Genomic DNA, 24,674 nt, shown 5'->3' on the forward strand with positions numbered 1-24,674 from the left:
TGGCGGTCATGATCATCGTGAGCACCGACGGGTCCTGCCTGCGCAATCCCGGTGGTGCCATCGGCTGGGCCTGGGTGAATCATCAAGGACCGGTGGCCAGCGGGGGAGCGGCCAGCGGAACCAACCAGATCGCGGAACTACGCGCGGTCCTCGAAGCCATCCTCGCCCACCCCGGCACCGAACCGATGCTCATCGAGAGCGACTCCCAATACGCCATCAAATGCGCCTCGGAATGGATCGGCAGCTGGCGGCGCAACGGCTGGCGCACCTCCACCGGCGGTGCGGTGAAGAACGTCGAGATCATCAAGCAGATCGACCGCGCCATCACCACCCGCGAAGGGCCCGTTCGATTCCGCTGGGTCCGTGGACACGTGGGCAACTACTTCAACGAGCAAGCCGACAAACTGGCGGGCATCGCCGCACGCGACGCCGCGGCACACGGCCACGAACACGCCGCCACACCCGTTGCCACCCGAACCACCCAGCCGCGGACCACGGGGAAGCCGGTCGCGCCGACAGCGTCGGGAACACTCACCCTGTTCTGACGCGGCGCGACCGGAGTGTGTCCGCAACCGACAGTGCCTCCGGCGGAAGCGATTCCGCCGGAGGCACTGTCGTACTACCGGATCAGTTGCCGGGCGCGGGAGCCGGAGCAGGCGTCTCCGGTGCGGGCTGCTGCGGAGCCCCACCCGGTACGCCACCCATCAGGCCGCCACCGTTCTTGAGCACCGGCGACTCCATCTTGCTCACCAGCCACTTGTCGCCCTCGCGGTCGAGGGTCATCTCGATGGCGATGTTCATCGGCTCGCTCTCGGGAGCGGCCGCATTGGAGGTGTACTGCGCCAGCGTCACCATGGCCTTGGCCTGGTTTTCGCCGCCGCTGAGGTACGCGCACTGGATGTCCTCGCCGCGCGACTTCACCTGACGCTCGACCATCAGGCCCTTGAGCATGTCACCGGCCTGGGTGAACTGCTCGTTGATGTCGCCGGTGGCACCCGAGCGCATGTCCTCGAAGTACTTGTCGATGTTGTTCGAGTAGTCGTAGTTGGTGGCCACCCGGCCGTAGGCGCAGGCCGCCTTGGTCGACTCCTCGATGGCGTCGAGCTTGTCGCCCCGGTCGCTGCTCTGCAGGAAGAACACCACCGCGGCGGTGATCGCGCCGACAGCGACAACACCCGTACCCGCCGCGACCAGCCAGCCGACCGGGCGTTCGGCCCCGGACGACGCGGCGGGCTCCGCGGGGGCCGCTGCCGCCGTGGCGGCGGGCTCGGCCGCCTTCGGCGTCTCGGACTCGGCCTTGTCGAGCTTCACCGTCTCGTCGGCGGTGGTCTCGGTAGCGGCCGATTCGGGCTTTTCCGCCGGGGTAGCGTCCTTCTTGCTCTCGGCGTCGTCGCTGGTCATCTAGATCAATCCTGCTCTTTCCCGGCACACACTCGCACCGACTTCGTTCGTGGGCCCGTGAGGCGGGCCACAGTGTCCCCCGCCGAGTATGCCCGGTCCGACGCCGGAGCGTAGGACCGGGCATGGTCTCACTTGGCCGGAATCGGGGTCCGTTCGTTCGGATCCACACCCGCCGGCATCTGCGCGCCGTTGTCGGGCACATTCGGGCGCGGCGCGTTGGCCGAACCACGGATCTGCAGGTCAGCGGGCGGGTTGATGCAGTAGTTCCACTTCGGGATCGACCCGTCCTGCACCTCTTCGTTGCGCCGGTACTCGGTGTTGTAGTTACACGTCGGGCGCGGCCAGATATCGATAATGGTGTGGAACTCACCGTCGTGGGCGGGAACCGCGATGGACCCGAGGCCCTGCGCAAGCGAGGGGAACAGCATCCGGAGGGCCGGCTGACGCAACTGTGCCGCCCGGGTGATCGCGACGAAGTTCGCCGCGAGCCCGCTGATCGGATCGGCGGTCTTGTCCAGCACCGCGCCGAGCGCCTCGAACTGTGCCGGCGCGTTGTCGAGCACCGCCTGCAGCTCGGCATTGGCGTTGTTGAACTGCGTCAGCAACGAGCCCGAGTTGCGGGTCAGGGTCTGCAGATCCGGCTGGGCGTTGGAGGTGGTGTCGGCGATCACCCGCAGGTTGGCGATGAGATTCACCGTCTGTGGCAGCAGGTTGTGCAGACCCGCCACCGCGAGACTCGTGCCGTTGATCAGGCCGCGCAGCCGATCCGGGCCCGCGCCGAGCGCGATGTCGAGTTCGGCGAGGATGGTCTTGAACTGCTGCGGATTCACCGAGCCGATCAGCGCGCTCGTATCGTCGAGCACCGCCCACACGGGGACGGGCGTCTTGATCTGCTCCGGGTTGTACTCGATCACCGCGCCGTCGCGCAGGAACGGGCCCGCGTCGCTGTTGGGCCGGAAGTCGATGTACTGCTCACCGGCCGCCGACAGCGCCGCCACCTGGATCATGGTGTCGACGGGGATCTTGTAGCTCTTGTCGATCACGGCCTTGACCGCGATGGCCTGGCCCTCGTCGATCAGGTCCACCGTGTCGATCTTGCCGATCCGGTGTCCGCGCAGCGTCACGTCGTTGCCCGGCTGTAGACCACCGGAGCGGTCGAGCGTCACAGTGACGTCGTACTCCGACCGCAGCGGGTTCACCCGCATCACATTGACCAGCAGGTAGCTGGCACCGATGATCAGCACCACGACCAGCGCGGAGTTCGCGAGCACGATCTTGCTGCTGAAGAACTTCTTGACCCTGTTCATCGGTGGCCTCCCACTCGGCCCTGAACGATCTGCAGCACCTGGATGAAGCTGCCGACGAAGTCGTTCACGTCCTTCATATCGGGGAACTTGCTGTTGGCCGGGTCGGTCAGCAGGCCGACATCGAGGTTCGTCAGCGTCGCGTACGGTGCGAGCGACTTGCCGAGGAAGGTCTGGGTGACCTTCGGCTTGATGTCGATCAGCTGATCCATGACGTAACCGAAGCTGTCGCCGGAGGCCGCGAGGGCGTTCATCAGGTTGTCGAGGTTGGTGAGCAGCTCGGAGAGCTGGTCACCGGTGGTGTTGGCGTAGTCGCCGATCGCGGCGCTTGCCGTGGACACCTTGGTGAGCAGGTCACCGATGGCCCGGTTGTTCTCGGCGATCGCGCCGATGGCCTGCGGCAGGGTGTCGGCCACCTGACCGAGCTGGGCCTTGTTGGCCTCGATGGTGTCGGCGAGGGTGTTGAACTCTGAGAGCACCGAGTCGACCCGGGCGCTGTTGTTGTTCAATTCGCCGATCACACCGGTCATCTGGGTGATGAGGTGCGCCAGGTTGCCGCCCTGGCCGTTGAGGATGGACCCGAGTTCGGTGCCGAGCCGGCTGAGGCTGGCCACACCGCCGCCGTTGAACAGCATCGACACCGAGATCAGCAGTTCCTCGACGGTGGCGCCCGCGGAGGTGAACTCCTGGGTGAGGGTGTCGCCCTCGGCCAGGTTGCCGCCGGTGCCGGTGTTGTTCTTCGGCCGGTTCAGGGCGATGAACACGTCACCGAGAGGCGTCGCCTGACGCAGCTCGGCGGTGCTGCCCTTGGGCAGGTCGATGTCGGAGCGGATCTGCAGGTCCACCACGGCCGTGAAGTTCTTGGTCTTGATCGAGGACACCACCCCGACATCGGAACCACCGATCTTCACCTTGGCCTGGTCGGGCAGGTTCAGCGCGTTGTCGAACTCGGCGTGGATGGTGTAGGTGTCGCCTTCGGCGCCCGGCTTGGGCAGCGGCAGGTCTTCCACGGTGAAACCGCAACCGGTGGTGATGGTCACGGTGGCAAGCGCGGTGGCCGCGAGCAGGGTGCGGCGGAGCTTGTTCGTCATGGGTCCGGTCATTCTGTGAGTCCAAGCAGTGCGGCGGTGAACCCGTAGTCGGGACCGAAATCCTCGACCTTGCCGGTGCGGCAGCCGTCCGAGCGCATCTGGATGCGCTCGCAGAACAGGCTGACGATCTCACCGGACAGGGTCGTACCGATCAGGCCGTGCAGCCGGACGAAACCCTTCTCCTTGTTCATCGCGCCGTCGATGTTCTGCATCAGCAGCGGAACGACGTCGACGATCTCCACCATGTCGCGGGAGTTGGCCCGCAACTGGTTGGTGACGGTGGTGAGGCCGGTCAGCGAGGCCGACAGTTCGTCGGCGTGCTCGCCGAAGGTGCTCGAGGTGTTGGCCAGGAACCCGTTGAGCTGGTCGAGGGTGGCCTGCAGGCCGGGGGCCTGTTCGGCGAGCAGCCCCGACATCTGGGTGACCTGGTTGCTGAAGTCGCGCACCGACTGGTCGTTGTCGGCCAGCATGGTGGTGAGCTCGTTGAGCTTGATGATGATGTTGGAGATCGCGTCCTTGTTGTCGACACCGATCTTCAGCGCCGACGACAGGGCGTCGAGGGTTTCGCGGATCTTCTGGCCGTTGCCGTTGAGCACCGGGTACAGCACCCGGCCCGAGAGCGGGCCGAGGCCTTCCTGGCCCTCTTCGGGCTTGAGCGCGGCGGCGAACTGGTCGATGGTCTTGATCATCGTGTCCAGCTCGACCGGAGTCCTGGTGCGTGCCTTGGGCAGATGGTCACCGGATTCGAGTGCCTCCCCGCCGGTGTAGGGCGGGGTGATCTCGATGTGGCGGTCGGTGACGATCGAGGGGGAGATGATCGCGGCGATCGCCTCCTTGGGGATCTTCACCCCCGACTCGATGGTCATGTGGACCTCGACATAGGTGCCCTTGGGCACGATCTTGTCGACCTTGCCCACCGGCAAGCCGAGGACCATGATCTGGTTGCCCTCGTACATACCCGCAATGTTCTCGAAGTCCGCGGTGATCTTGGTCGAGCGGCCGAGGGCGTCGTCCACCTGATTCGGCAGCAGCGAGCAACTGCCGATGGTCAGTGCGGTCGCGCCGATCAGCAACGCGCGACCGAGCTCCTTACCGCGTCGGAAATTCAGTTTCATCCTGCGCACCCTTGGATCACCTGTGCGAAGCACAGCCAGTTGTCGGGGAGAATCCACGGCAGCGCGACCGAGCCGTAGTTACCGTTGCCGAGCGCGTTGTTGAAGTAGCGCGCGGTCGGCGCACCGATCTGCAACAGCTTGTCGAGGTTGTCCTTGTTCTTCTGCAGACCCTGGGCCATGGTGTTGAGCTGGCCGATGGTGCCCGCGAACTGGTTGCCGTTCTCCCCGCCGATCTGTTCGAGCTGACGGGTGAGGGTGGCGATGTTGTCGAGCAGCTGACGCAGCAGGTTCTGCCGTTCCATCACCCGGCTGGCGATGGCCTCGCCCTGGGTGATGACGAGCAGCACACTGTTGCGGTTGTCGGCGAGCAGCTGAGTGACGCGGTCCAGATCCTTGAGCAGGCTGTCGACCTCGCCCTTGCGCTTGTCGACGACCTTGGCCAGGGCGCCGACGCTGTCGAGCGCCTGGGCGACCAGCTGCGGTGAGTCACCGAGTTCGCCGCTGATGGTGTTGAGCGAGGCGGCCAGCTTCTTGGTGTCCAGCGCCTCGAACTTCGGGGTACCGACCTGCACCACATCGGCGATGTCGTAGGGGACATCGGTATTGGAGCGCGGGATGGTGTCGTTCTTCAGGCCCGTGCCGTCGCCCGGCTTCAGGTCGACGTAGCGGGCACCGAGCAGGGTCGCCATCTTGATCGAGGCGTGCGCGTCGGGTCCGAACTTGATGCCCGAGTCCACGTCGAGGGTGATGACCACGTGGTCGCCCTCGATCTTGGCGCCCGACACCGTGCCGACCTGAACACCGGACACGGCGACCTTGTCGCCGGTGCTGATGCCCGCGGCCTGTACGAACTCGGCCTCGATGCTCTGCTTACCGATCCCGATGAACTGCAGGATGCTCGAGCCGACCAGCAACAGCACGACCACCAGCGAACCGATGACGCCGAGCCAGAAGTTGCGGTTGCCGAGGAATGTTTTCTTGAGCTTGCTCATCGGCACACCTCCGAGTGCGACGTGCCACCGATCTGGCTGAACAGGCCGCGCGGGAAGAGCACCCCGTACAGCGAGACATCGAGGCCACACAGGTAGGCGTTGGCGTGCGTGCCTTCGGACGTCATACGGCCGAGGTCGGCGAGCATCGACGGCATGTCGATGGCCACCTGGTCGAGCTTGGCACCGTTGGCGAGCAACAGGTTCAGCGCCGCGGTGGTGGAGTTCTGCGTAGCGGCCAGCTGCGGCTGGATCTTGCTCATCATCGCCACCAGCGAGGTAGTGGCGTCGGCCAGCGTCGCTGTCGAGTTCTGCAGCGACTGGCCCTGGTCGTAGAGCCCGCCGATCAGCGCGCGGGTCTGGGTCACCAGGGTTTCCAGTTCGTCGCCGCGCTTGGCCAGACCGGCCATCACCGCCGACAGGTTGGTGATGACATCGCTCAGGATGGCGTCGCGACGCTGGAAGTCGGTGGCCATCTGCGCCGCCTGGATGATGAAGGAGGACAACGAGACTCCGTCACCCTGCAACGCCTGGATCAGCGTTTCCGACATCGCGTTCACCTGGGCCGGCTCCAGCGCCTGGAACAGCGGCTGGAAACCGTTGAGCAGCGCGGAGATATCGAACGAGGGCTCGGTGCGCTCGAGCGGGATCACCGAACCGCTGGCCAGCACCTGCGGGCTCGGCGACTTGCCCGGGGTGAGCGCCACATAGCGCTGGCCGATCAGGTTCTGGTAGCGGACAAGGGCTTTGGTGTCGTCGAAGACGTCTTGGTCGCTCTGCACGATGAACGACACCTTGGCGTCGTTCTTGCCGTCGAGCTCGATCTTCTCGACCTTGCCCACACGCACACCGGCCATCCGGACGTCGTCGCCGGGACGCAGCCCGAGGACGTCGGTGAAGATGGCGGTGTACTTGCGGGTGTCACCGTCTACCGAACGGGCGAGCGTATTCCACACGACCACGATGACGAGCATCGAGACGATCGCGAAGATGCCGAATCCGATCAGTGGCTTGCGGATACTCATGCGCCACCCTCGTTGTCGTACACGGTCAGAGTTCCGCCCTTCATGATCGGACCGAGCAGCAGCAGCTCGGAGACCGTCGGTTTGCGGCCGAGGAGTTCGACGATGGCGTCGTTGCCCTGGTAGGAGATGGGCGTACCCGACGGCACCGCGGGTGCCTGCTCGGGCGCGGGCGCAGGCGCGGGTGCGGCGGCGGGCGCCGCACCGGGCAGGCCCGGGATCTGGAACGACGGGACGAGCCCCTCGAGCGGAGTACCGGCGAACGGCGTGATCTCGGTTCCGGCCGCCGCCTGCAGCGGCGCGGCCGGGATGGTGAGGCCCGGAATCTGCGGCAGCCCGGGGATGTTCACCAGCGGCGGCAGACCCGCGGCGGAGTCGAGCGCCCGGGGACGCAGCTTCTCCGGGAGCGGCGGCAGGCTCACCTCGGCGGGCGCGGTGAAGCAGCTCGGACCGAGCAGATCGCCGTAGCGCGGGCAGTCCGCGACGGTGTTGGGCTGGTACGGGGTGAACGTGAGACCCGCGTTCCAGACCATCTGCTTACCGCTGGGACCACCGTGGAAGGTGGTGTTCAGCGCGGCGAGTCCGGGTCCGAACACCTGGAAGGTCTTGGTGATCGAGCTCGGTTCGTGGGCGACGGCACCGAGGGTGGCGTTCATGCCGACGGTGACTTCCTTACCCACGTCGGGGTTGCTCGCGAACAGGTCGTTGACCCGGTCGGTGGTCGCGCTCGATCCCATCAGCAGGGCGACGAGCTGGTCACGCTTGCTCGCGATGGTGTTGGCGGTCTGCACCGAGCTGCCGAGCACGTCGAGCAGTTCCGGCGCCGACTGGTTCAGCGCGTTGGCCGAGGCCGAGAAGTCGTCGAGCATGCCTGCCAGGTTCGGGCCCGCGTCGGAGACGGTGGTGATCCACTCGTCCAGGCGCTGGATGGTCGAACCGGGCACGCGGCCGCTGCCGTCGAGGGCCTGGGTGAGGGTGCCGAGCACGCGGCCCAGCTGCACCGGGTCGACCTCGTTGAGGATGTCGCGCACCGTGGTGAGCGTGTCCTGCAGCGCGATGGTGCCCTCGCTGCGGTCCTCCTGGATGACCGAACCCTCTTCGAGGTAGTCGTTGGAGGCGCCGTTGAAGACCAGTTCCACCGAGGTGACCGCGAACAGGTTGCTCGGCACGATGCGGGCGGTGACATTGCTCGGGACACCCTTGGCGAACTCGGGCTTGAGCTCGATGTTCACCTTCTGCACGGCGCCCTGGTCGACGATGTCGACGTCCTTCACGGTGCCGACCAGCACACCACGGAACTTCACATCGGCGTTGGACGGGAGCCCGTCACCGGTGGTCGACAGGTTCGCGGCCACGTTCACCTTGGGTACGAAGTAGCCCTGGTACCTGGCCATGAGGAAAGCGAGAATCACAGCGAAGACGACCAGGCCGCACAGGCCCGCGACGTACAGCTGTTTCATGGTGGGACCGCGCCCACTGGGATCGATGATCATCTGGCCCTACCCCGAGATCCTGATGCCGGGGTCGACGCCCCAGATCGCCAATGTCATGAACAGGTCGGCGAACACGACCAGGATGATGCACATCTTGATCGCCCGGCCCGCGGCCACGCCGACGCCCTCGGGACCACCCGAGGCGAAGAAGCCGTAGTAGCACTGGATGAACGTGGTGATCATGACGAAGATGACCGCCTTGAGCAGCGAGTACAGCACGTCCGTCGGTACCAGGAATTGGTAGAAGTAGTGCGAGTACGTGCCCGCCGCGGTGCCACCGATGAGCTGCACGGTGACCGAGCAGGACAGATAGGCCATCACCAGGCCGATGCAGTACAGCGGAACGATCGCGATGACCGCGGCCATCATCCGGGTGCTGACCAGGTAGGGCAGCGGGCGGATGGCGATGGAGTCGAGCGCGTCGATCTCCTCGGAGATGCGCATGGCGCCCAATTGCGCGGTGAATCGACAGCCCGCCTGAGCCGCGAACGCCAGCGCCGCGAGCAGCGGGCCGAGTTCACGGGTGGTGGCGAAGGCCGAGATGGCACCGGTGATCGGGCTCAGGCCGAGCAGGTCGAGCGAGGTGTGGCCCTGGATGGCGACGGTCATGCCGCCGAAGGCGCTGATGATGAGGATGACGCCGATGGTTCCACCACCGACGACGATGTTGCCGTTTCCCCACGTGACGTCGGAGAGCAGGCGCCAGATCTCCTTCGGATACTGCTTGAACGCCAGCGGAATGGAACCGACGGACCGCAGGAAGAAGAAGACCTGGTGGCCGAGGCGCGCGAGCGCGTCGACGGGCGCTTTGCCCGCCGCCTTGAGCTGGCGTATCGGCCGCAGCAGCGGAGGTACATAAGTCGATGACATGGTCAGACCACCTGTGGGGGGAAGACAGCGGCGTAGATCTGCGTGATCGCGACGTTGACGCCGAGCAGCATGACCATGGAACTCACGACCGCCGAGTTCACCGCGTTGGCGACACCACCGGGGCCGCCACGGGCGTTGAGGCCCGAGTCGCAGGCGATGATCGCGGCGATGATGCCGAAGATGACCGACTTGAGCAGCGCCACCGCGAGGTCACGGGTGACCGCGAACGAGGCGAAGGTGCTCATGTAGGAACCGGGCGTGCCCGCTTGGGCGAAGATGTTGAACATGTAGCCGGTGATGAAGCCGACGAACACGACGAAACCGCAGAGCAGGAAGCTCACCAGCATGGCGGCGCCGAGCCGGGGGGCGACGAGCCTGCGCAGCGGGTCGACACCCATCACCTTCATGGCGTCGATCTCTTCGCGGATGGTTCGTGAGCCGAGGTCGGCGCACACCGCGGAGCCGACGGCGCCGGCGATCATGATCGAGGTGACCAGTGGCGCGCCCTGCTGGATGATGCCGAGGCCGTTGGCGGCGCCGATGAACGAGGTCGCGCCGACCTGACCGGCGACCGCGCCGACCTGGATGGACACGATGACCGCGATCGGGATGGCGACCAGCAGCGTCGGAGCGGCGGCGACGCTTGCCATGAACGCGCACTGACGCACGAATTCGTCGAAGGGGAAGCGTTTACGGAAGATCGCGACGACCAGCTCCGTGATGGCTTCGATACCCATCGTGATCTGTCGACCGAAGGTTTCGAGGGACTTCTTCGGATGGTCTTCCCAAAGGCCCTTGGTCCAGTCCACAGCTTCACTGACCCGTGAACGTTCGGGCGGACTCTTGGTCGACTGCACTGCTATTACCCCTCTCGACGCCAGGCCATCAACACCCCGACGACTTGTTTGCTTGACGCACCTTACTACGGAGTAGTGCAGAACACACCACCGACATGTGAGCGCTGTCATAGATGGATATCACTGTCGGCGGCCCTTATGACCACTGCCATGACGGACCATACAGCCCTGAATTGTCCGGCTCCGGAGTTTGCGCCGGATGTCGTTTCCGGGCGCGGACTCCCAGCGTCTGCGGCTGCCGGAAAGAATATTGCGGAAAACTGTCATACATAACGAATGACACGTCCGATTTCCCGCACAGATCACGGGTATAACTCGCCAGGGCCGGCTTCATCACGATTTCGATAGAGAATCGCTATCACCGCGCGGGGTGTCGCGGCGCCTGGTAAGCAGCAATCCGAGGGCTTCGCTCTGGCGCGCCCGGGATCGAATACCGCGGCTATAGACAGACCGTATTGATATCGTGCGAACTTCCGACATCTGGAGGGACATGTTCAGCAAACTCGCGCGTGTGGCCACGGCCGCCTTCGCGCTCACCCTCGGTGCGGCTCTACTCGGCACCGGCGCGGGCACCTCGCAGGCACAACCCGGTCCACCGGTGATCGGCGGCGGATCCGGGATCGTCATCGACAACACCTTCGAATGCACCCTCACCACGGTCGGCCACGACGGCGCGGGCAGGCTCGTCGGCCTCACCGCCGGGCACTGCGGTGACGCGGGCGCACCGGTGGCCGCCGAGGTCGATCGCGGATACGGCGAGATCGGCAGGTTCGTCTACAGCAATACCGAACTCGACTACGCCGTCATCGAATTCACCCCCGGCCGGATCACCCCGGTGAACCGGATCGGCAATGTCACCATCACCGGTGTCGGTGGGCCGGCCCAGTTCCCGACCATCGTGTGCAAGGAGGGCCGGACCACCGGCAACACCTGCGGCATCACCTGGGGCGACGTGTTCGCGACCAATGTGGAGACGTGGTCGCAGATGTGCGTCGTGGAAGGCGATTCCGGTGCGCCGGTGGTGGTCGGGTCGACGCTGGTCGGGATGGTGAACGCCTATCTCGCGGTGGCCTGCTTCGGCCCCGAGGTCGGCACGAACATGTCCGCGATCATGAACGACATGAACGCGCGGGGCGGTCACGGATCCGGGTTCCACCCGATCTGATCGGCGAGTGAACAGACAACGGGCCGCGCGGTCACACCGTGCGGCCCGTCTCGTCGTCGGTGGTTACAGCGTCTGCGCGCAGACGACGAAGCGGCGGGTGTCGTAGACATAGCCCACGTCGGCGTCGTCGGGGCAGTCGTTGGCGCTGGTCGCGTCGCTCTTGATGGTGACGACCCGGACCGGCTCGTTGCCCGAGGCGTTGCAGTCGATCCGGCGCGCGACGAGTTGTTCGGCGGCCACATCCATGCAGCCACCGACCACCCAGTCGATGTCGAGGCACAGGGCGCCGGTCTCGACGCCGTCGAGGGTTTCGAAGTAGTTCTGGTCGCTGTCGGCGATACAGCCGTCGCGGTTGGGCGCCTTGCCGATCACCTTGTAGTTGGCCGAGCGGCTACCGCACGAGGCCTTCTCGATGGTGGCGTCCTCGGCGGTGCCGCCGAGATTCACACAGTCACCGACGCTGGCCTGGAAGTCGGTGGTTCCACCCTTCTTGGTGGTGGGTGCCGGTTTGCTCGTCGTCGACTTGCCCGGTTTCTTGGTGGTCGGTGCGGCGCTGCTGGTGGCGGGGACCACGTCGATCGCCGGCTGGGCGTAGCCGTCGATGGTGCCGCCGCACGCGCTCGAACCGAGCGCGACTGCCGTGATGGCGAGCGCGCCGGCCAACCGGCGGATGGACAGATCTGCAAACACCTACTGTGAATACACCACCGAAGCCACCGGCGTCGACCCGATCCGGTCGGCGGATCGCTACGCAGCATCAGGAGGTTGGGCCGATGGTGTCAGCAACGGCGGGCGAGCCGGGCGCGGGTACGCCGACCGCGCCACGGCAGATGCGCATCGATCCGAGGTTCATCCGGCTGGCCGACCACTTCTTCGGGCTGTTCCAGCAACCGAGCCGCGGGGGCGGTGCGCTGGCGGTCTACCTCGACGGGCGTCCCGTCGTCGATGTGTGGGCGGGGTGGGCGGCCAAGGATCAGCGGTGGAACGGCGGGCATGTGGCGCTCACCTTCTCCACCGGCAAAGGTGTGGCCGCCACCGTGCTGCACCGGGTCGCGGAGCGGGGGCTGATCGACTACGAGGCGCCGGTCGCCGAGTACTGGCCCGAGTTCGCCGCGCACGGCAAGCACGACGTCACCGTGCGCGATGTGCTGTCGCACCGGGCCGGGTTGCACCGGGTGCGCGGGCTGGTTCCGGGCCGCGAGGGGATTCTCGACTACGGCGCGGTGGTGACCGCCCTGGCCGAGAGCCCGGCCGACCCGCGCCGCATCCGCACCTCGGGGTACCACGCGATCACCTTCGGCTGGCTCGTCGCGGAGATCCTGCAGCGCGCGACCGGCGAATCCTTCACCGAGCTGCTGCGCCGGGAAGTGGCCCAGCCCTTGGGAACCGACGAGTTCTGGTTCCGGGTGCCCGTCGCGCAGCGCCGCCGGATCGCGAAGATCTTCCCGCATCTGGCGCCGCCGGGTATTCGCTGGAACACCGCGTCGTCGGTGTTGTCGTGGGTGCGGCCCGTGCGCGGGCTCGCGGAGGCGGGGATGCCGGAGAGTTTCGACGAACTGGTCCGCGATCCGCGCGTGCACGACGCGGTGATGCCCGGCTGGAACGGGGTGTTCTCGGCGCGTGCGCTGGCACGGATGTACGGCGCGCTGGCCAACGGTGGCGTCGTCTATACCGGTGACGCGGAAAATGCTGCGGCCGACGGCGATTCACCGGTGCAGTTCCTGCGGCCGGAGACGATCGAGCAGATCAACCGTACGCAGCAGACCGAGAGCCGTGACTATGTACTCGGATTGCCGTTGCGGTTCACCCTCGGCTACCACCGGCCCGTGCTGATGACCAAGCAGCAACCGCGACATGCCTTCGGCCACTACGGAGTCGGTGGCTCCGGCGCCTACGCCGATCCCGATCTGGGAATGTCGATCGCGTTCGTCACCAACCGGCTCGGCAACGCGGTGACCGCGCTCGGGGACGCGCGGCTGGCCAAGCTCGCGGCCATCGCCCAGGGCACCGTGCGGCGCACCCGCGCCGAGCGGTAGTCGAACCAGGCGCGGGCGCACGCCGTAGTACCTGGCATGAGAGGTCAGCGGCCGGAGGCGGCAGCGAAGCGTAACCACGGAGGCCGCCCGAGCATGCCGATTGGACACAGCATGAAGTGTCAGCGCCCGCCACGCCCTGCCCTGCTGCACGGCCTGGCCGCGGGCCTCGATTTCGAGGGTTACCTGCGTCGACGTGCCGCGAGTGGTGACCCGTTCGCGGTCGGGTTTCCTGGGTTTCCGCCGGTGTTGTTCACCGGGACCGCCGAGGGTGCGCGTGAACTGTTCCGGGCGCCGGTCGAGCTCGTCGACCCGCCGCGGCCGAATCCGATCGAGCCGATGGTCGGCACGGCGTCGCTGATCCTCAGTTCGGGGCCGCGTCATCGCACGGATCGGGCGATGCTCGCGCCCGCTTTCCATCGCACGAAGGTACGGGCACTGGGCGAGGTGATCCGGGCATCGACGCTGCGCGAACTCGAATCCCACAGTGGTACAGGCGTTTCCTGGCCGGTCGGCAGCCGGGTCGACGTGCTGACGAAGGCACGATCCATCACCCTGCGCACGATCCTCGCGGCAGTGTTCGGCGCGGGTGCCGACAGTGAATACGGCGACGCGGTCGACGATTTCCTCTCGACGTTCACCACACCCCTGCTCGTAGCGCCGGTTTTGCGCCGTGCCACCGGCGGTTTCGGGCCGTGGGACCGCTTCGTCGCGGCCAGGGGACGGCTCGATCGGCGGCTGCTCGCGGGCATCGCGCGCCGTCGCGCCGAGGGCCCGGCCGCGGGCGATCTGCTCGATCTGCTGCTCGCCACCCGTTACGAGGACGGCTCCGCGCTGACCGATGCCGAACTGTGCGAACAGTTGCGCACCCTGCTCGTCGCCGGGCACGAGACCACCGCGACCTCACTCACCTGGGCGTTGTATCACCTGCACCGTGAACCCGGTCTGCTCGCCAGGCTCACCGACGAGCTGGCCCAGACGGGGGACGACCCTGCCGAACAGGCCACCGCGCCGCTGCTCGACGCCGTCTGCCAGGAGACGCTTCGCCTGCACCCTGCCGTGCCCATCGTGCTGCGGCAGCTGCGCGAACCGTGGCGGTGGCGTGGGGTCGACGTGGCCGCCGGGCAGACGATCGGGTTGGCCGTCGGTGTGCTGCACAGCCAACCCTCGACCTGGCCCGCACCCCGGCTGTTCCACCCCGACCGGTTCCTCGGCCGCAAATACACACCGTTCGAGTACGCGCCGTTCGGCGGCGGTCATCGCCGGTGTATCGGCGCCACGCTCGCCGAATACGAGTTGCGCGTCGTGCTCGCCACCCTGCTCACGAGCGCGCGGCTGCGCCTGGACCCCGCGCTGGCCCTCGGCCGACGGCCGCGCACGGTGCCGCACAATCTCGCGACCGCGCCGAACCGGGCGATCCACTTCACACGCACGGCGTGATCTCCCTCACTCCAGGTTTGAGACTCACATGCGTGTGCTTCCGGACCGTGGTGCCGACGCCTTTCCGACTCGCCGCCCTGAGCGTGGCATTTGACGAAAGCCGCTGAGTCACAGGTTGTTATGTGACACAGCGCACAACGTTGCCGTTCCGTGATCGCGATGCAACGGAGCTGGCACGTTGTCACCCCGGACGGGTAGGAATGAGCGGTCAGGGTCGGGGCGTCGTTACCCCGTGGAGACCCCATGCGGACTCCGCGTCATTCGAAGATATAGACGAGGAAACCTAATGCACTACGAGGCAAACCGGCAGCAATCCCATCGGCTTCGCCGTGGTCTGCTGCTGACGGCGGCGATCGCCGCCACCGGCGCGCTCATCGCTGTTCCCGCGCAGGCTCAGCCCGCGCTTCCCGGCGCGGGTTCCAGCAACCCCGTGGTCGAGCAGCCCGCGCCGCAGGCGACGTTCGCGCCGCCGAACATCAACATCGCCGACGGCGAGACGGTCGGTGTCGCACAGCCGATCATCATCACCTTCAAGGAGCCGATCGAGGATCGTGCGGCCGCCGAGCGGGCCATCAAGGTCACCTCGAGCGCCAACGTGCCCGGCAACTTCTACTGGACCGGCGACAAGCAGGTGCGCTGGAAGCCCGCCGAGTTCTGGCCCGCCAACACCGACGTGACCGTCGTCGCCGGCGGCACCACCAGCTCGTTCCACATCGGTGACGCCTTCGTCGCCACCGTGGACGACGCCACCAAGGTCATCACCGTCACCCGCAACGGTGAAGTGGTGCGCGAGATGCCGACCTCGCTCGGCAAGCCCGGCTACGAGACCCCCAACGGCACCTACATCGTCGGCGAGCGGCTCGAGAAGATGACGATGGACTCGTCGACCTACGGTGTGCCGGTCACCGACCCCGAGGGCTACAAGCTCGAGGTCGAGTACGCCACCCGCCTGTCCAACAGCGGCATCTTCATCCACGCCGCGCCGTGGTCGGTGGGTCAGCAGGGCTACTCCAACGCCAGCCACGGCTGCCTGAACGTGAGCACCGAGGATGCCAAGTGGTTCCTGGAGAACTCGCGTCGCGGTGATGCCGTGATCGTCACCGGCACCCAGGGCCCCACCCTGAGCGCGGGCGACGGCCTGGGCGACTGGAACTAACAGCCCGGCGCCACTGATTCCCCAGCGGCACTGAACAAAAGCCGAACAATACGATCAAACCCGGTCGTGTTGTTCGGCTTTTTGCTGTACTCGTCTTTGTGCGCCCGATGTTCAGGAAATCGGCGGGCAGGGTTAACCAGCGGTTCGCCATGCGCCGTAAAGCTGCCGCGGTGCGTAGCAGTCCGGAGCGGGTTCTTCCCGTGCAGCGAGGTCGTGGCCTGAGAAATCGGCCGTGGCAGGACTACGCGTTGTTCGTGTTACTCGTAGTCCCGAACTTGGTTCTGCTCGGGATGTTCGTCTACCGGCCGCTGGCCGACAACATCCGGCTCTCGTTCACCGACTGGAACATCGCCGATCCCGTCGCCACGCCCATCGGTTTCGCCAACTATGTGGAGTGGTGGCAGCGCGACGACTCCTGGAAGGTCGTCGGCAACACGGTGATCTTCACCGTCGCGGCGGTGGTGGTTAGCATGGCGCTCGGGCTGGCGCTGGCGATGTTGCTCGACCGGAAGTTGTTCGGGCGCAATGTGGTTCGTTCCGCCATCTTCGCGCCGTTCGTGATCTCCGGTGCGGCGATCGGCGTGGCATTCCAATTCATCTTCGACCCCAGTTTCGGGCTCGTGCAAGATGTGCTGCACCGCCTCGGCGTGACGAATGTGCCGGATTTCTACCAGGATCCGCAGTGGGCGTTGTTCATGGTGACGATCACCTATATCTGGAAGAATCTCGGATACACCTTCGTCATCTATCTGGCGGCACTGCAGGGCGTGCGGAGCGAACTGCTGGAAGCCGCCGAAATGGACGGCGCGAGCCGGTGGACGACATTCACCAAAGTGCTTCTGCCGCAACTTCGTCCGACTACATTTTTCCTTTCGATCACGGTATTGCTGAACTCGCTTCAGGTATTCGACATCATCAATGTGATGACACGTGGCGGGCCGCTCGGCAACGGCACGACGACCATGGTGTTCCAGGTGTACGAGGAGTCGTTCCGCAATTTCCGCGCGGGCTACGGTGCGACTGTCGCGACGATCATGTTCGCCGTGCTGCTCGTGGTGACCCTGATCCAGGTGCGCGTGATGGATCGAGGTGAACGATGAAACACGTTGGTCCCGAAACCGTTTCGTATCGCAGGCGGGAACGCGCGATCACCGTGCTCGGATACGCGGCGATGCTGTGCGTGCTCGTCATGGTCGGGGTTCCGCTGTTCTGGATCCTCATCACCTCGTTCAAGGACCGCGCCGACATCTACACCCAGCCCGCGGTGTACTGGCCGCACAGCTGGCACCCGGAGAACTACGGGCACGCCACGACCACCGTCCCGTTCTGGACGTTCCTGCGCAACTCGCTGATCGTCACCGGGGTGGTGTCGGCGGTGAAGTTCACGCTCGGGGTGTTCAGCGCCTACGGCCTGGTGTTCCTGCGCTTCCCCGGCAAGAACATCGTGTTCCTGGCGATCATCGCCGCGTTGATGGTGCCCAACCAGATCACCGTCATCTCCAACTACGCGCTCATCGCGCAGCTCGGCTGGCGCAACACCTTCCAGGGCATCATCATTCCGCTCTGCGGCGTGGCCTTCGGAACCTTCCTCATGCGCAACCACTTCCTGTCGCTGCCCGGTGAGGTGATCGAGGCCGCCCGGATGGACGGCGCCAACTGGTGGCGGCTGCTCACCCGTGTGGTGCTGCCGATGTCGGGGCCGACGATGGTGGCGTTCGCGGTGGTCACGCTGGTGAACGAGTGGAACGAATATCTCTGGCCGTTCCTGATGGCCGACTCCGCCGATGTCGCCACCCTGCCGGTGGGGCTCACGCTGCTGCAGAACACCGAGAACCCGAGCGTCACCAACTGGGGTCCGGTGATGGCGGGCACCGTGCTCACCATGCTGCCGATTCTCGTGGTGTTCCTCGCGCTGCAACGTCACATGATCAAAGGCCTCACCTCCGGTGCGGTCAAGGGTTGATTCTCGAACAGGAGATCCACGTGTCCACTTCACGATTTCCGGCGCTGAGCCGTCGCGGCTTCCTCGGCCTGTCCGGCGGTGTCGCCGCCGGTCTCGCGCTCACCGCTTGTGCGGGCACCGGCGGCGGGTCCGGTGGTGGCGGCGACGCGAACACGATCACCTTCTGGTCCAACCATCCCGGCACCTCCAAGGAACTCGAGCTCGAGCTCATCAACCGGTTCCAGGCGCAGCACCCCGAGCTGAAGGTGAACCTCGTCGACGCGGGCAAGAACTACGAGGAGGTGGCGCAGAAGTTCAATGCCGCGCTCACCGGTGGTGACCTGCCCGATGTTGTTGTGCTGTCGGATGTCTGGTGGTTCAACTACGCGCTGACCGGTGCCATCGAACCGCTCGACGGGCTGTTCGGTGAGGCGGGGGTGAAGCTCGACGACTACGTCGACTCGCTGGCCGCGGACTATCTGTTCGACGGTAAGCACTACGCGCTGCCGTATGCGCGCTCGACGCCGCTGTTCTATTACAACAAGGACGTGTGGGCCAAGGCGGGGCTGCCGGATCGTGGACCGAACTCGTGGCAGGAGTTCGACGAGTGGGGGCCGAAGATCCAGTCGGTGGTCGGTGGTGACAAGTTCGCACACGCCTGGGGTGATGCCAAGAACTACCTCGGCTGGACCTTCCAGGGGCCGAACTGGACTTTCGGCGGCGCCTACTCCGACAAGTGGGCACTGAAGTTCACCGATCCCGGTTCGATCGCGGCCGCCACCTACCTGCGCGAATCGATCAATGTGAAGAAGTACGCGGCGATCCGTCCGCAGATCGCCGTCGACTTCGGGACCGGGGTCGCCGCCTCGACCATCGCTTCCACCGGTGACCTGAAGGGCATCCAGAAGAACGCGACCGGAAAGTTCGAGCTCGGCACGGCGTTCCTGCCGCATCCCAGCGGGCCCGGCGTCACCACCGGTGGTGCGGGTCTTGCGGTGCCGTCGCGCATCTCCGCGGAGCGGAAAGTGAACGCGCTCAAGTTCATCGAGTTCGCGACCAATGCGGCCAATACGGCGTACTTCTCGCAGAACACGGGATACATGCCGGTACGCAAGTCGGCGGTGAGCGATCCCACCGAGGTCGACTTCCTCGCCAAGAACCCGCACTCCAGGACCGCCATCGACCAACTCGCGGTGACCAAGTCGCAGGACTACGCGCGGGTGTTCGTGCCAGGCGCCGACCAGACCATCGGCACCGGATACGAACAGATCGGTCTGCAGAACGCCGATCCCGCAACAGTTCTCGCGAAGGTCGCCGCTGACATCCAGGCGATCATCGACCGGCAGATCACCCCCAAGCTGCCCAAGTAGTCCCCGTTGGCCCGCGGTTACCGCCGCGGGCCCGCTCGTCCGTTTTCGAGGAGAAGTCCATGGCGACAGTGCAGTTCGACGGTGTCACCCACCGCTACCCCGGCAGCGAGAACGCCGCGGTCGACGCACTCGATCTCGACATCGCCGACGGCGAATTCCTCGTGCTTGTCGGGCCGTCCGGGTGCGGGAAGTCGACCAGTCTGCGCATGCTCGCCGGACTGGAATCGGTGGAGGACGGCACGATTCGCATCGGCGATCGTGATGTGACCGGACTGCCGCCCCGGGCGCGCGATGTGGCGATGGTGTTCCAGAGTTACGCGCTGTACCCGAACATGACCGTCGCGCAGAACATGGGCTTCGCCCTGCGCAACGCGGGAATGTCGAAGTCCGACACCTCGGTTCGGGTCCGCGAGGCAGCCGCCATGCTGGAACTCGAGCCGCTGCTCGACCGCAAACCGGCGAAACTGTCGGGCGGACAACGGCAACGGGTGGCGATGGGCCGCGCGATCGTGCGCCGCCCGCAGGTGTTCTGCATGGACGAACCGCTGTCCAACCTGGACGCGAAACTGCGGGTGAGCACCCGCTCGCAGATCGCCGCCCTGCAGCAGCGCCTCGGCACCACAACGGTGTACGTCACCCACGACCAGGTGGAGGCCATGACCATGGGCCACCGCGTCGCCGTGCTGCGCGAAGGCACCCTGCAGCAGATCGCCGCACCACGCGAACTCTACGACGACCCCGTGAACACCTTCGTCGCCGGTTTCATCGGTTCACCCGGCATGAACCTGCTCGAAGCGCCTGTCGTCGACGGCCACGCCGTCCTCGACGGGCTGCGAATCCCGCTGCCCCGCAGCGTTTCCGGTCAACGCGTGATCCTCGGCATCCGCCCCGAATCCTGGGAAGTCACCACCGACCCCGACGGCATCACCGTGGTCGCCGAACTCCTCGAGGAACTCGGCGCCGAATCCTTCGTCTACACCCACGGCGCGGGCACCGACTGGTCCACCCGCGCAGGCAAAATCGTCGTCCGGGTAGACCGCCGCTTCCACACCACCCTCGGCGAAACCCTCCACCTCCGCCCCAAACCCGAAGAAATCTTCTACTTCGACGCCGAAACCGAACTCCGCCTCCGCTGACCTATTTCAGTCCGGCGGCGGTCCGCTTTCCGATCGTTGCCGAGAGAGCGTCGAGTTCGGCCAGAATGTCGGTTGCCGCCCATACTCGCCCCCGCTTCGCTGCCGAAAGCACTTCGAGCACGCCCGCCTCGACCAGGCGATCCAGCGCTCGATAGGTGGCGGAGTCGGTCGTTCCGGCGATTCGCTGTGCCGTGTCGATATTGAGGATCGGGTGGTCGAGCAGTCCGGCGATCAGCGCCTCGTCCGAAGATCCGGCCCTCGGCCGGGCCGAGGCGCGCCACTGCGCGGGCAAGTCCGCCAACGTCCGGGCGGATTCGATTGCAGCGTCGCTGGCGTGGACGGCCGCGAGCGCCACGTACTCGACGAATTCGTCGACGCGACCCGCGCGGTAGGCCATGAGTTGATCGAAGTAGCGTGCGGTGTTCGCCAGCATGACCGACGCCAACGGAACGGTGACCCGGCTGGTCAGGCCACGCCTGCGGAATATCGCGCTGATCAGCGCGCGCCCGATCCGTCCGTTGCCGTCGACGAACGGATGGATGGACTCGAACTGCGCGTGCGCGATCGCCGCCTGCGCCATGATCGGCAGGTCGGTTCGGGCGGTGAAAGTCAGCAGGTCGTCCATCAGCTCACCGACGAGCTCGGGCGGCGGCGGGACGAACAACGCGTGCAGTGGGGTGAAGTCGCTACCACCGATCCAGTTCTGCGCATCGCGGAACCGGCCGGCCTCACGAGCGGCGTAATAGTCCGGAGCCATGAGCAGCCGATGTGCCGCAAGCAGATCCGAGGTCGTGACCGGGCCGCTGCTTGCCGCATCCACCATCGTGGCGAGTGCCTGGACGGCGGCGAGCTGCGATTTCGCTTCATCGCTCGCCTTCGCGCCGCCGACGGCCTTTCCGAAGGCCCGCCAGCCGGCGTCGATGTGTTCGATCTTCGACGACGCTACCGACTCACTGCGCAGCAGGAAGTCGGCGAGCGGAGCCATGTACTGGCCGAATCCTGCTTCCAGCCGCGCCACCGCGATCACGGCCGCTTCGCCCGCGGTCACCACTTGCGATGGCGGCACATAGTCCAGATCGGCGATACGCGGGGGAACAGAGACCGTAATACGGTCCAACAGGCGGTCGTCACGCGAGCCCTGGCGTTGCCGCGGCGACCACGCGCGTTCTTCGAGGCGATGCTGTGGCCAGGTCATCGGCAGCTGCGATCAGAAAGTACAGCAGGCATTTGCTTACTATACTTTAGTTGCTATAAACGCGACTATCTCCGACCTTGCTCGCGTTAGATGCACCGAAAAACGAGCATCTCCGGCAAGTTCATCGGAGGAGGGTGGTGGCGTGTTCGCGGGCTCGGATTACTGCTTCGGTGATGCCCTTGCGGAAGGGGAGGCCGTGGCCGGGGAGGACGAGGGGGGCGTCGAGGGGTTCGAGGGTGGTGAGGGCGGTCAGGGTTTGGTCGGTGTTGTGGTGGAAGAACTTGGGGAGTAGTTGGGGGCCCTGGTGGGGGGAGGTGGGGTGGGCGGTGATGAGGGCGTCGCCGGTGGCTATGGCGCCCTGGGTGGGGAGGTGGAAGGCGGTGTGGCCGGAGGTGTGGCCGGGGGAGGAGATGGGGACGGGGCGGCCTGGGAGGTCGAGGGTGCCCGCGGTAGGGAAGGGCTGGATGTGGGGGACCGGGTTCTTGCGGAGGCCGCCGGCGGCGGTGATGCGCAATGCCCAGGCCGCGGTGCTGGGGTCGGTGAGGCGTTTGATCACGTCGAGGGGAGTGGCCGACTCGTGGACCTCGCCTCGGGCGTGCGCTACCTCGGTGTGGCTGGTGTAGGCGGGGGTGCCGTAGTGGCGGTGCAGGTGGTTCAGGGCGCCGACGTGGTCGAGGTGGGCGTGGGTGAGCAGGACGGCGACGATGTCTTCGGGGCGGTGGCCGAGGGCACGGAGCGCCGATTCGATGATCTTCGCGTCGCCGTACCAGCCGGCGTCGATCAGGGTGAGGTCGCGGCCCTCGCGCAGCAGGACCATGTTCACGTCCGTGCCTCGGATGGTGAACACGTCGTCGGCTACTTGACGATGTCGCATGAAAACCTCTCCCTGACAGTGGGTTTCGACCCTACCGGCTCAGCGGTAGGGTCGCGCCCGATCACCAGATGGTGACCCGCTCCTCCGGTGCCAGGTACAGCTTGTCCTCGGGTGTCACCTCGAAGGCCTCGTAGAAGCTGTCGATGTTGCGCACCACCGCGTTGCAGCGGAACTCCGGCGGCGAATGCGGGTCGACGGCGAGGCGGCGGATCGCCTCCTCCTGCCGCGCCTTGGTGCGCCACACCTGCGCCCAGCCGTAGAACACCCGCTGCAGTCCGGTGAGGCCGTCGATGACCGGCGGCTCTTTCCCGTCGAGCGAGATCTTGTACGCGGCAAGGGCAATCGACAGACCACCGAGATCGCCGATGTTCTCACCGATGGTGAACTCGCCGTTCACGGTGTGCTCGTCGGACAGGTCAGCGGGCGAGAGCACGTTGTACTGGTCGATCAGCGCCTTGGTCCGCTTGCCGAATTCGGCGCGGTCGTCGTCGGTCCACCAGTCCTGCATATTGCCGTCGCCGTCGTACTTCGCGCCCTGGTCGTCGAAGCCGTGCCCGATCTCGTGGCCGATCACCGCGCCGATCCCGCCGTAGTTGGCGGCGTCGTCGGCGTTCATGTCGAAGAACGGCGGCTGCAGGATGGCGGCCGGGAAGACGATCTCGTTCATGCCGGGGTTGTAGTAGGCGTTCACCGTCTGCGGGGTCATGAACCATTCGCCGCGATCCACGGGGCCGCCGAGTTTGCCCAGGTCACGGTCGTGGTCGGCGGCGTAGCCACGGCGGTAGTTGCCGACGAGGTCGGTGGCGTCGATCTCGACCGCCGAGTAGTCGCGCCAGGTGTCGGGGTAGCCGATCTTAGGGGTGAACTTCTCCAGCTTGGTCAGTGCGGCGGCGCGGGTGTCGGGGCCCATCCACTCGAGTTCGGCGATATTGCGTCGGTAGGCCTCCTGCAGATTGGCGACCAGTTCCACCATCCGCGCCTTGGCCTCCGGCGGAAAGTGCCTGGCCACATACAGTTTGCCGACGGCCTCGCCGAGCAGTTCCTGGACCAGGCCGACGCCACGCTTCCAGCGTTCCCGGATCTCCTGCGCGCCGGTGAGAGTGCGGCCGTAGAAGTCGAAGTTGGCGGCGACGATCTCGTCGGTGAGATACGGGGCGCGCGCGTGCAGCACCTGCCACGCGGCCCACGCCTGCCAATCCGCTTGCGGCACATCAGACCACGCGCGCGCGAAGGCACCGACGTAACCGGGCTGGCGGATCACGAGTTCGGCGAACAGCTCGGCGCCCGCACGGTCGACACCCTCGGCGACGGCGTCGGCCCAAGCAGCCCAATCGAATTCGGGGTGGGCGGTGGCGAGCTCGTCGAAAGTGGTGAGGTTGTAGCTCTTTTCGGCATCGCGGCGGCGCACCACGTCCCAGTGGCCTGCCGCCAGGGTGCGTTCCAGCTCGAACACCCGGTTCGCGGCGTCGGCCGGATCGGTCGGCACGAGGCCGGCCAGGGCCGGGTCGGACGCGGCGAGAGTGAACATCTTGGTGATGTGGGCGCGGTAGGCGTCGCGGATCTCGGCGAACTCGTCGGACCGGTAGTACGACTCGTCGGGCAGGCCGATGCCCGACTGGGTGGCGTGCAGCAGGTAGCGGGTGGAGTCCTTGTCGTCGGTGTCGACGTAGTAGGCGAGCGCGCCGCGCACGCCGGTGCGCTGCAAGCGGCCGAGCAGCGCGGCGAACGCGCTCGCGTCGGCGACCGTGGCGACGGCGCGCAGTTCGTCGGCCACCGGGGTGAGCCCGGCGGCGGCGACCAGCTCGGTGTTCATGAAGCTCGAGTACAGGTCACCGATCTTGCGAGCGTCCGCGCTGTCGGCCGCGCCATCGGCGCACTCGGTGATGATGGTCTGCACATCGATCTCGGCCTGGTCGTACAACGTCCGGAACGCACCGTCCACCGCCCGGTCGGCCGGAATCTCGTAGTCGGCCAACCACCGCCCGTTGACGTGCGCGAACAGATCGTCCTGCACCCGCACATCCTGATCACGGAAGGACAGGTCGATACCGGAGGGGCTGCTCAGATCCGAAGTCACGCGCTCCAGTATGCCGAAACATCACCGCGAACCGGGGGCGTGCCGGACGACGCCGCACTGATCGGCCGACCGCTCACAGATCGCGCTCCGATCAGCTTTTCGCTCCGTGGCCGTCTGTACCTGGGAGATCGACTCACAGGAGGC

Annotated in this window: 22 protein-coding genes; 9 read left to right on the forward strand and 13 right to left on the reverse strand. The window is 66.2% G+C overall.

Annotated features, from left to right (window positions below):
• Positions 1–8: 8 nt before the first annotated feature.
• The gene (locus ACSVDM_RS19845; RefSeq protein ID WP_067644290.1) at positions 9–545 is read left to right on the forward strand and encodes a ribonuclease H family protein; all 537 of its coding nucleotides are present in this window, start codon (positions 9–11) and stop codon (positions 543–545) included.
• An 82-nt stretch (positions 546–627) separates the two neighbouring features.
• Here ACSVDM_RS19845 and ACSVDM_RS19850 read toward each other — a convergent pair whose 3' ends face one another.
• From ACSVDM_RS19850 to ACSVDM_RS19890, 9 genes are all read right to left on the reverse strand, one after another.
• The gene (locus ACSVDM_RS19850) at positions 628–1,401 is read right to left on the reverse strand and encodes a hypothetical protein (protein ID WP_439266926.1); all 774 of its coding nucleotides are present in this window, start codon (positions 1,399–1,401) and stop codon (positions 628–630) included.
• Positions 1,402–1,529: 128 nt separating this feature from the next.
• Positions 1,530–2,708: an MlaD family protein gene (locus tag ACSVDM_RS19855; protein WP_439266928.1), complete on the reverse strand. Its 1,179-nt coding sequence runs from the start codon at positions 2,706–2,708 to the stop codon at positions 1,530–1,532.
• Positions 2,705–3,796, reverse strand: coding sequence for an MCE family protein (locus tag ACSVDM_RS19860; RefSeq protein ID WP_439266930.1), 1,092 nt, complete (start codon positions 3,794–3,796; stop codon positions 2,705–2,707). The genes ACSVDM_RS19855 and ACSVDM_RS19860 overlap by 4 nt, the downstream gene beginning before the upstream one ends.
• Before the next feature lie 8 nt (positions 3,797–3,804).
• Complete coding sequence (locus ACSVDM_RS19865; RefSeq protein ID WP_067643950.1) at positions 3,805–4,911, reverse strand: MCE family protein; 1,107 nt, start codon at positions 4,909–4,911, stop codon at positions 3,805–3,807.
• Entirely contained in the window at positions 4,908–5,903 is a 996-nt protein-coding gene (locus tag ACSVDM_RS19870) for an MCE family protein (RefSeq protein WP_439266932.1), read from the reverse strand. Before ACSVDM_RS19870 ends, ACSVDM_RS19865 begins: the two co-directional genes overlap by 4 nt.
• Positions 5,900–6,925 carry an MCE family protein gene (locus ACSVDM_RS19875; protein WP_067643952.1) on the reverse strand — a complete coding sequence of 342 codons (1,026 nt, stop codon included), beginning with the start codon at positions 6,923–6,925 and terminating at the stop codon, positions 5,900–5,902. Before ACSVDM_RS19875 ends, ACSVDM_RS19870 begins: the two co-directional genes overlap by 4 nt.
• Positions 6,922–8,415: an MlaD family protein gene (locus ACSVDM_RS19880; protein ID WP_439266934.1), complete on the reverse strand. Its 1,494-nt coding sequence runs from the start codon at positions 8,413–8,415 to the stop codon at positions 6,922–6,924. Before ACSVDM_RS19880 ends, ACSVDM_RS19875 begins: the two co-directional genes overlap by 4 nt.
• A gap of 6 nt (positions 8,416–8,421) precedes the next feature.
• Positions 8,422–9,285 carry an MlaE family ABC transporter permease gene (locus ACSVDM_RS19885; RefSeq protein ID WP_067495001.1) on the reverse strand — a complete coding sequence of 288 codons (864 nt, stop codon included), beginning with the start codon at positions 9,283–9,285 and terminating at the stop codon, positions 8,422–8,424.
• A 2-nt stretch (positions 9,286–9,287) separates the two neighbouring features.
• Positions 9,288–10,142, reverse strand: a complete 855-nt coding sequence (locus ACSVDM_RS19890) for an MlaE family ABC transporter permease (protein ID WP_067495005.1) — start codon at positions 10,140–10,142, stop codon at positions 9,288–9,290.
• A 490-nt stretch (positions 10,143–10,632) separates the two neighbouring features.
• Between ACSVDM_RS19890 and ACSVDM_RS19895 the strand changes: the two genes are divergently transcribed.
• Complete coding sequence (locus ACSVDM_RS19895; RefSeq protein ID WP_181698550.1) at positions 10,633–11,307, forward strand: S1 family peptidase; 675 nt, start codon at positions 10,633–10,635, stop codon at positions 11,305–11,307.
• 63 nt (positions 11,308–11,370) lie between these two features.
• On the opposite strand, the gene lppU is transcribed toward ACSVDM_RS19895, so the two are convergent.
• The gene (gene lppU, locus ACSVDM_RS19900) at positions 11,371–11,997 is read right to left on the reverse strand and encodes an LppU family putative lipoprotein (RefSeq protein ID WP_439266936.1); all 627 of its coding nucleotides are present in this window, start codon (positions 11,995–11,997) and stop codon (positions 11,371–11,373) included.
• Between the two features lie 83 nt (positions 11,998–12,080).
• On the opposite strand from lppU, the gene ACSVDM_RS19905 reads away from it, so the two are divergent.
• The 7 genes from ACSVDM_RS19905 to ACSVDM_RS19935 all read left to right on the forward strand — a co-directional run bounded on the left by ACSVDM_RS19905 (position 12,081) and on the right by ACSVDM_RS19935 (position 20,384).
• Complete coding sequence (locus ACSVDM_RS19905; RefSeq protein ID WP_439266938.1) at positions 12,081–13,343, forward strand: serine hydrolase domain-containing protein; 1,263 nt, start codon at positions 12,081–12,083, stop codon at positions 13,341–13,343.
• Positions 13,344–13,454: 111 nt separating this feature from the next.
• Positions 13,455–14,780 (forward strand): cytochrome P450, encoded by a 1,326-nt coding sequence (locus tag ACSVDM_RS19910; protein ID WP_439266939.1) that lies wholly within the window; start codon positions 13,455–13,457, stop codon positions 14,778–14,780.
• Positions 14,781–15,066: 286 nt separating this feature from the next.
• Positions 15,067–15,936 (forward strand): L,D-transpeptidase, encoded by an 870-nt coding sequence (locus tag ACSVDM_RS19915; RefSeq protein ID WP_439266941.1) that lies wholly within the window; start codon positions 15,067–15,069, stop codon positions 15,934–15,936.
• Between the two features lie 149 nt (positions 15,937–16,085).
• On the forward strand, positions 16,086–17,036 hold the full coding sequence (locus tag ACSVDM_RS19920; RefSeq protein ID WP_439266943.1) for a carbohydrate ABC transporter permease: 951 nt from the start codon (positions 16,086–16,088) through the stop codon (positions 17,034–17,036).
• Positions 17,033–17,899, forward strand: a complete 867-nt coding sequence (locus ACSVDM_RS19925) for a carbohydrate ABC transporter permease (RefSeq protein WP_439266944.1) — start codon at positions 17,033–17,035, stop codon at positions 17,897–17,899. Before ACSVDM_RS19920 ends, ACSVDM_RS19925 begins: the two co-directional genes overlap by 4 nt.
• Positions 17,900–17,919: 20 nt before the next feature.
• Complete coding sequence (locus ACSVDM_RS19930; RefSeq protein ID WP_439266945.1) at positions 17,920–19,248, forward strand: ABC transporter substrate-binding protein; 1,329 nt, start codon at positions 17,920–17,922, stop codon at positions 19,246–19,248.
• 59 nt (positions 19,249–19,307) lie between these two features.
• Positions 19,308–20,384 carry an ABC transporter ATP-binding protein gene (locus tag ACSVDM_RS19935; protein ID WP_439266947.1) on the forward strand — a complete coding sequence of 359 codons (1,077 nt, stop codon included), beginning with the start codon at positions 19,308–19,310 and terminating at the stop codon, positions 20,382–20,384.
• Between the two features lies 1 nt (position 20,385).
• Here the strand turns inward: ACSVDM_RS19935 and ACSVDM_RS19940 are convergent, their stop codons facing one another.
• The 3 genes from ACSVDM_RS19940 to ACSVDM_RS19950 all read right to left on the reverse strand — a co-directional run bounded on the left by ACSVDM_RS19940 (position 20,386) and on the right by ACSVDM_RS19950 (position 24,530).
• Positions 20,386–21,579, reverse strand: coding sequence for a Fic family protein (locus ACSVDM_RS19940; RefSeq protein ID WP_439266949.1), 1,194 nt, complete (start codon positions 21,577–21,579; stop codon positions 20,386–20,388).
• Positions 21,580–21,700: 121 nt separating this feature from the next.
• Positions 21,701–22,453, reverse strand: coding sequence for an MBL fold metallo-hydrolase (locus ACSVDM_RS19945; protein WP_439266951.1), 753 nt, complete (start codon positions 22,451–22,453; stop codon positions 21,701–21,703).
• A 61-nt stretch (positions 22,454–22,514) separates the two neighbouring features.
• A complete protein-coding gene (locus ACSVDM_RS19950) occupies positions 22,515–24,530 on the reverse strand; it encodes a M13 family metallopeptidase (RefSeq protein ID WP_439266952.1) in 2,016 nt (671 codons plus the stop codon).
• Positions 24,531–24,674 lie beyond the last annotated feature (144 nt).

Source organism: Nocardia sp. JW2 (genome assembly GCF_051843015.1).
Taxonomy (GTDB): Bacteria; Actinomycetota; Actinomycetes; order Mycobacteriales; family Mycobacteriaceae; genus Nocardia; species Nocardia coubleae.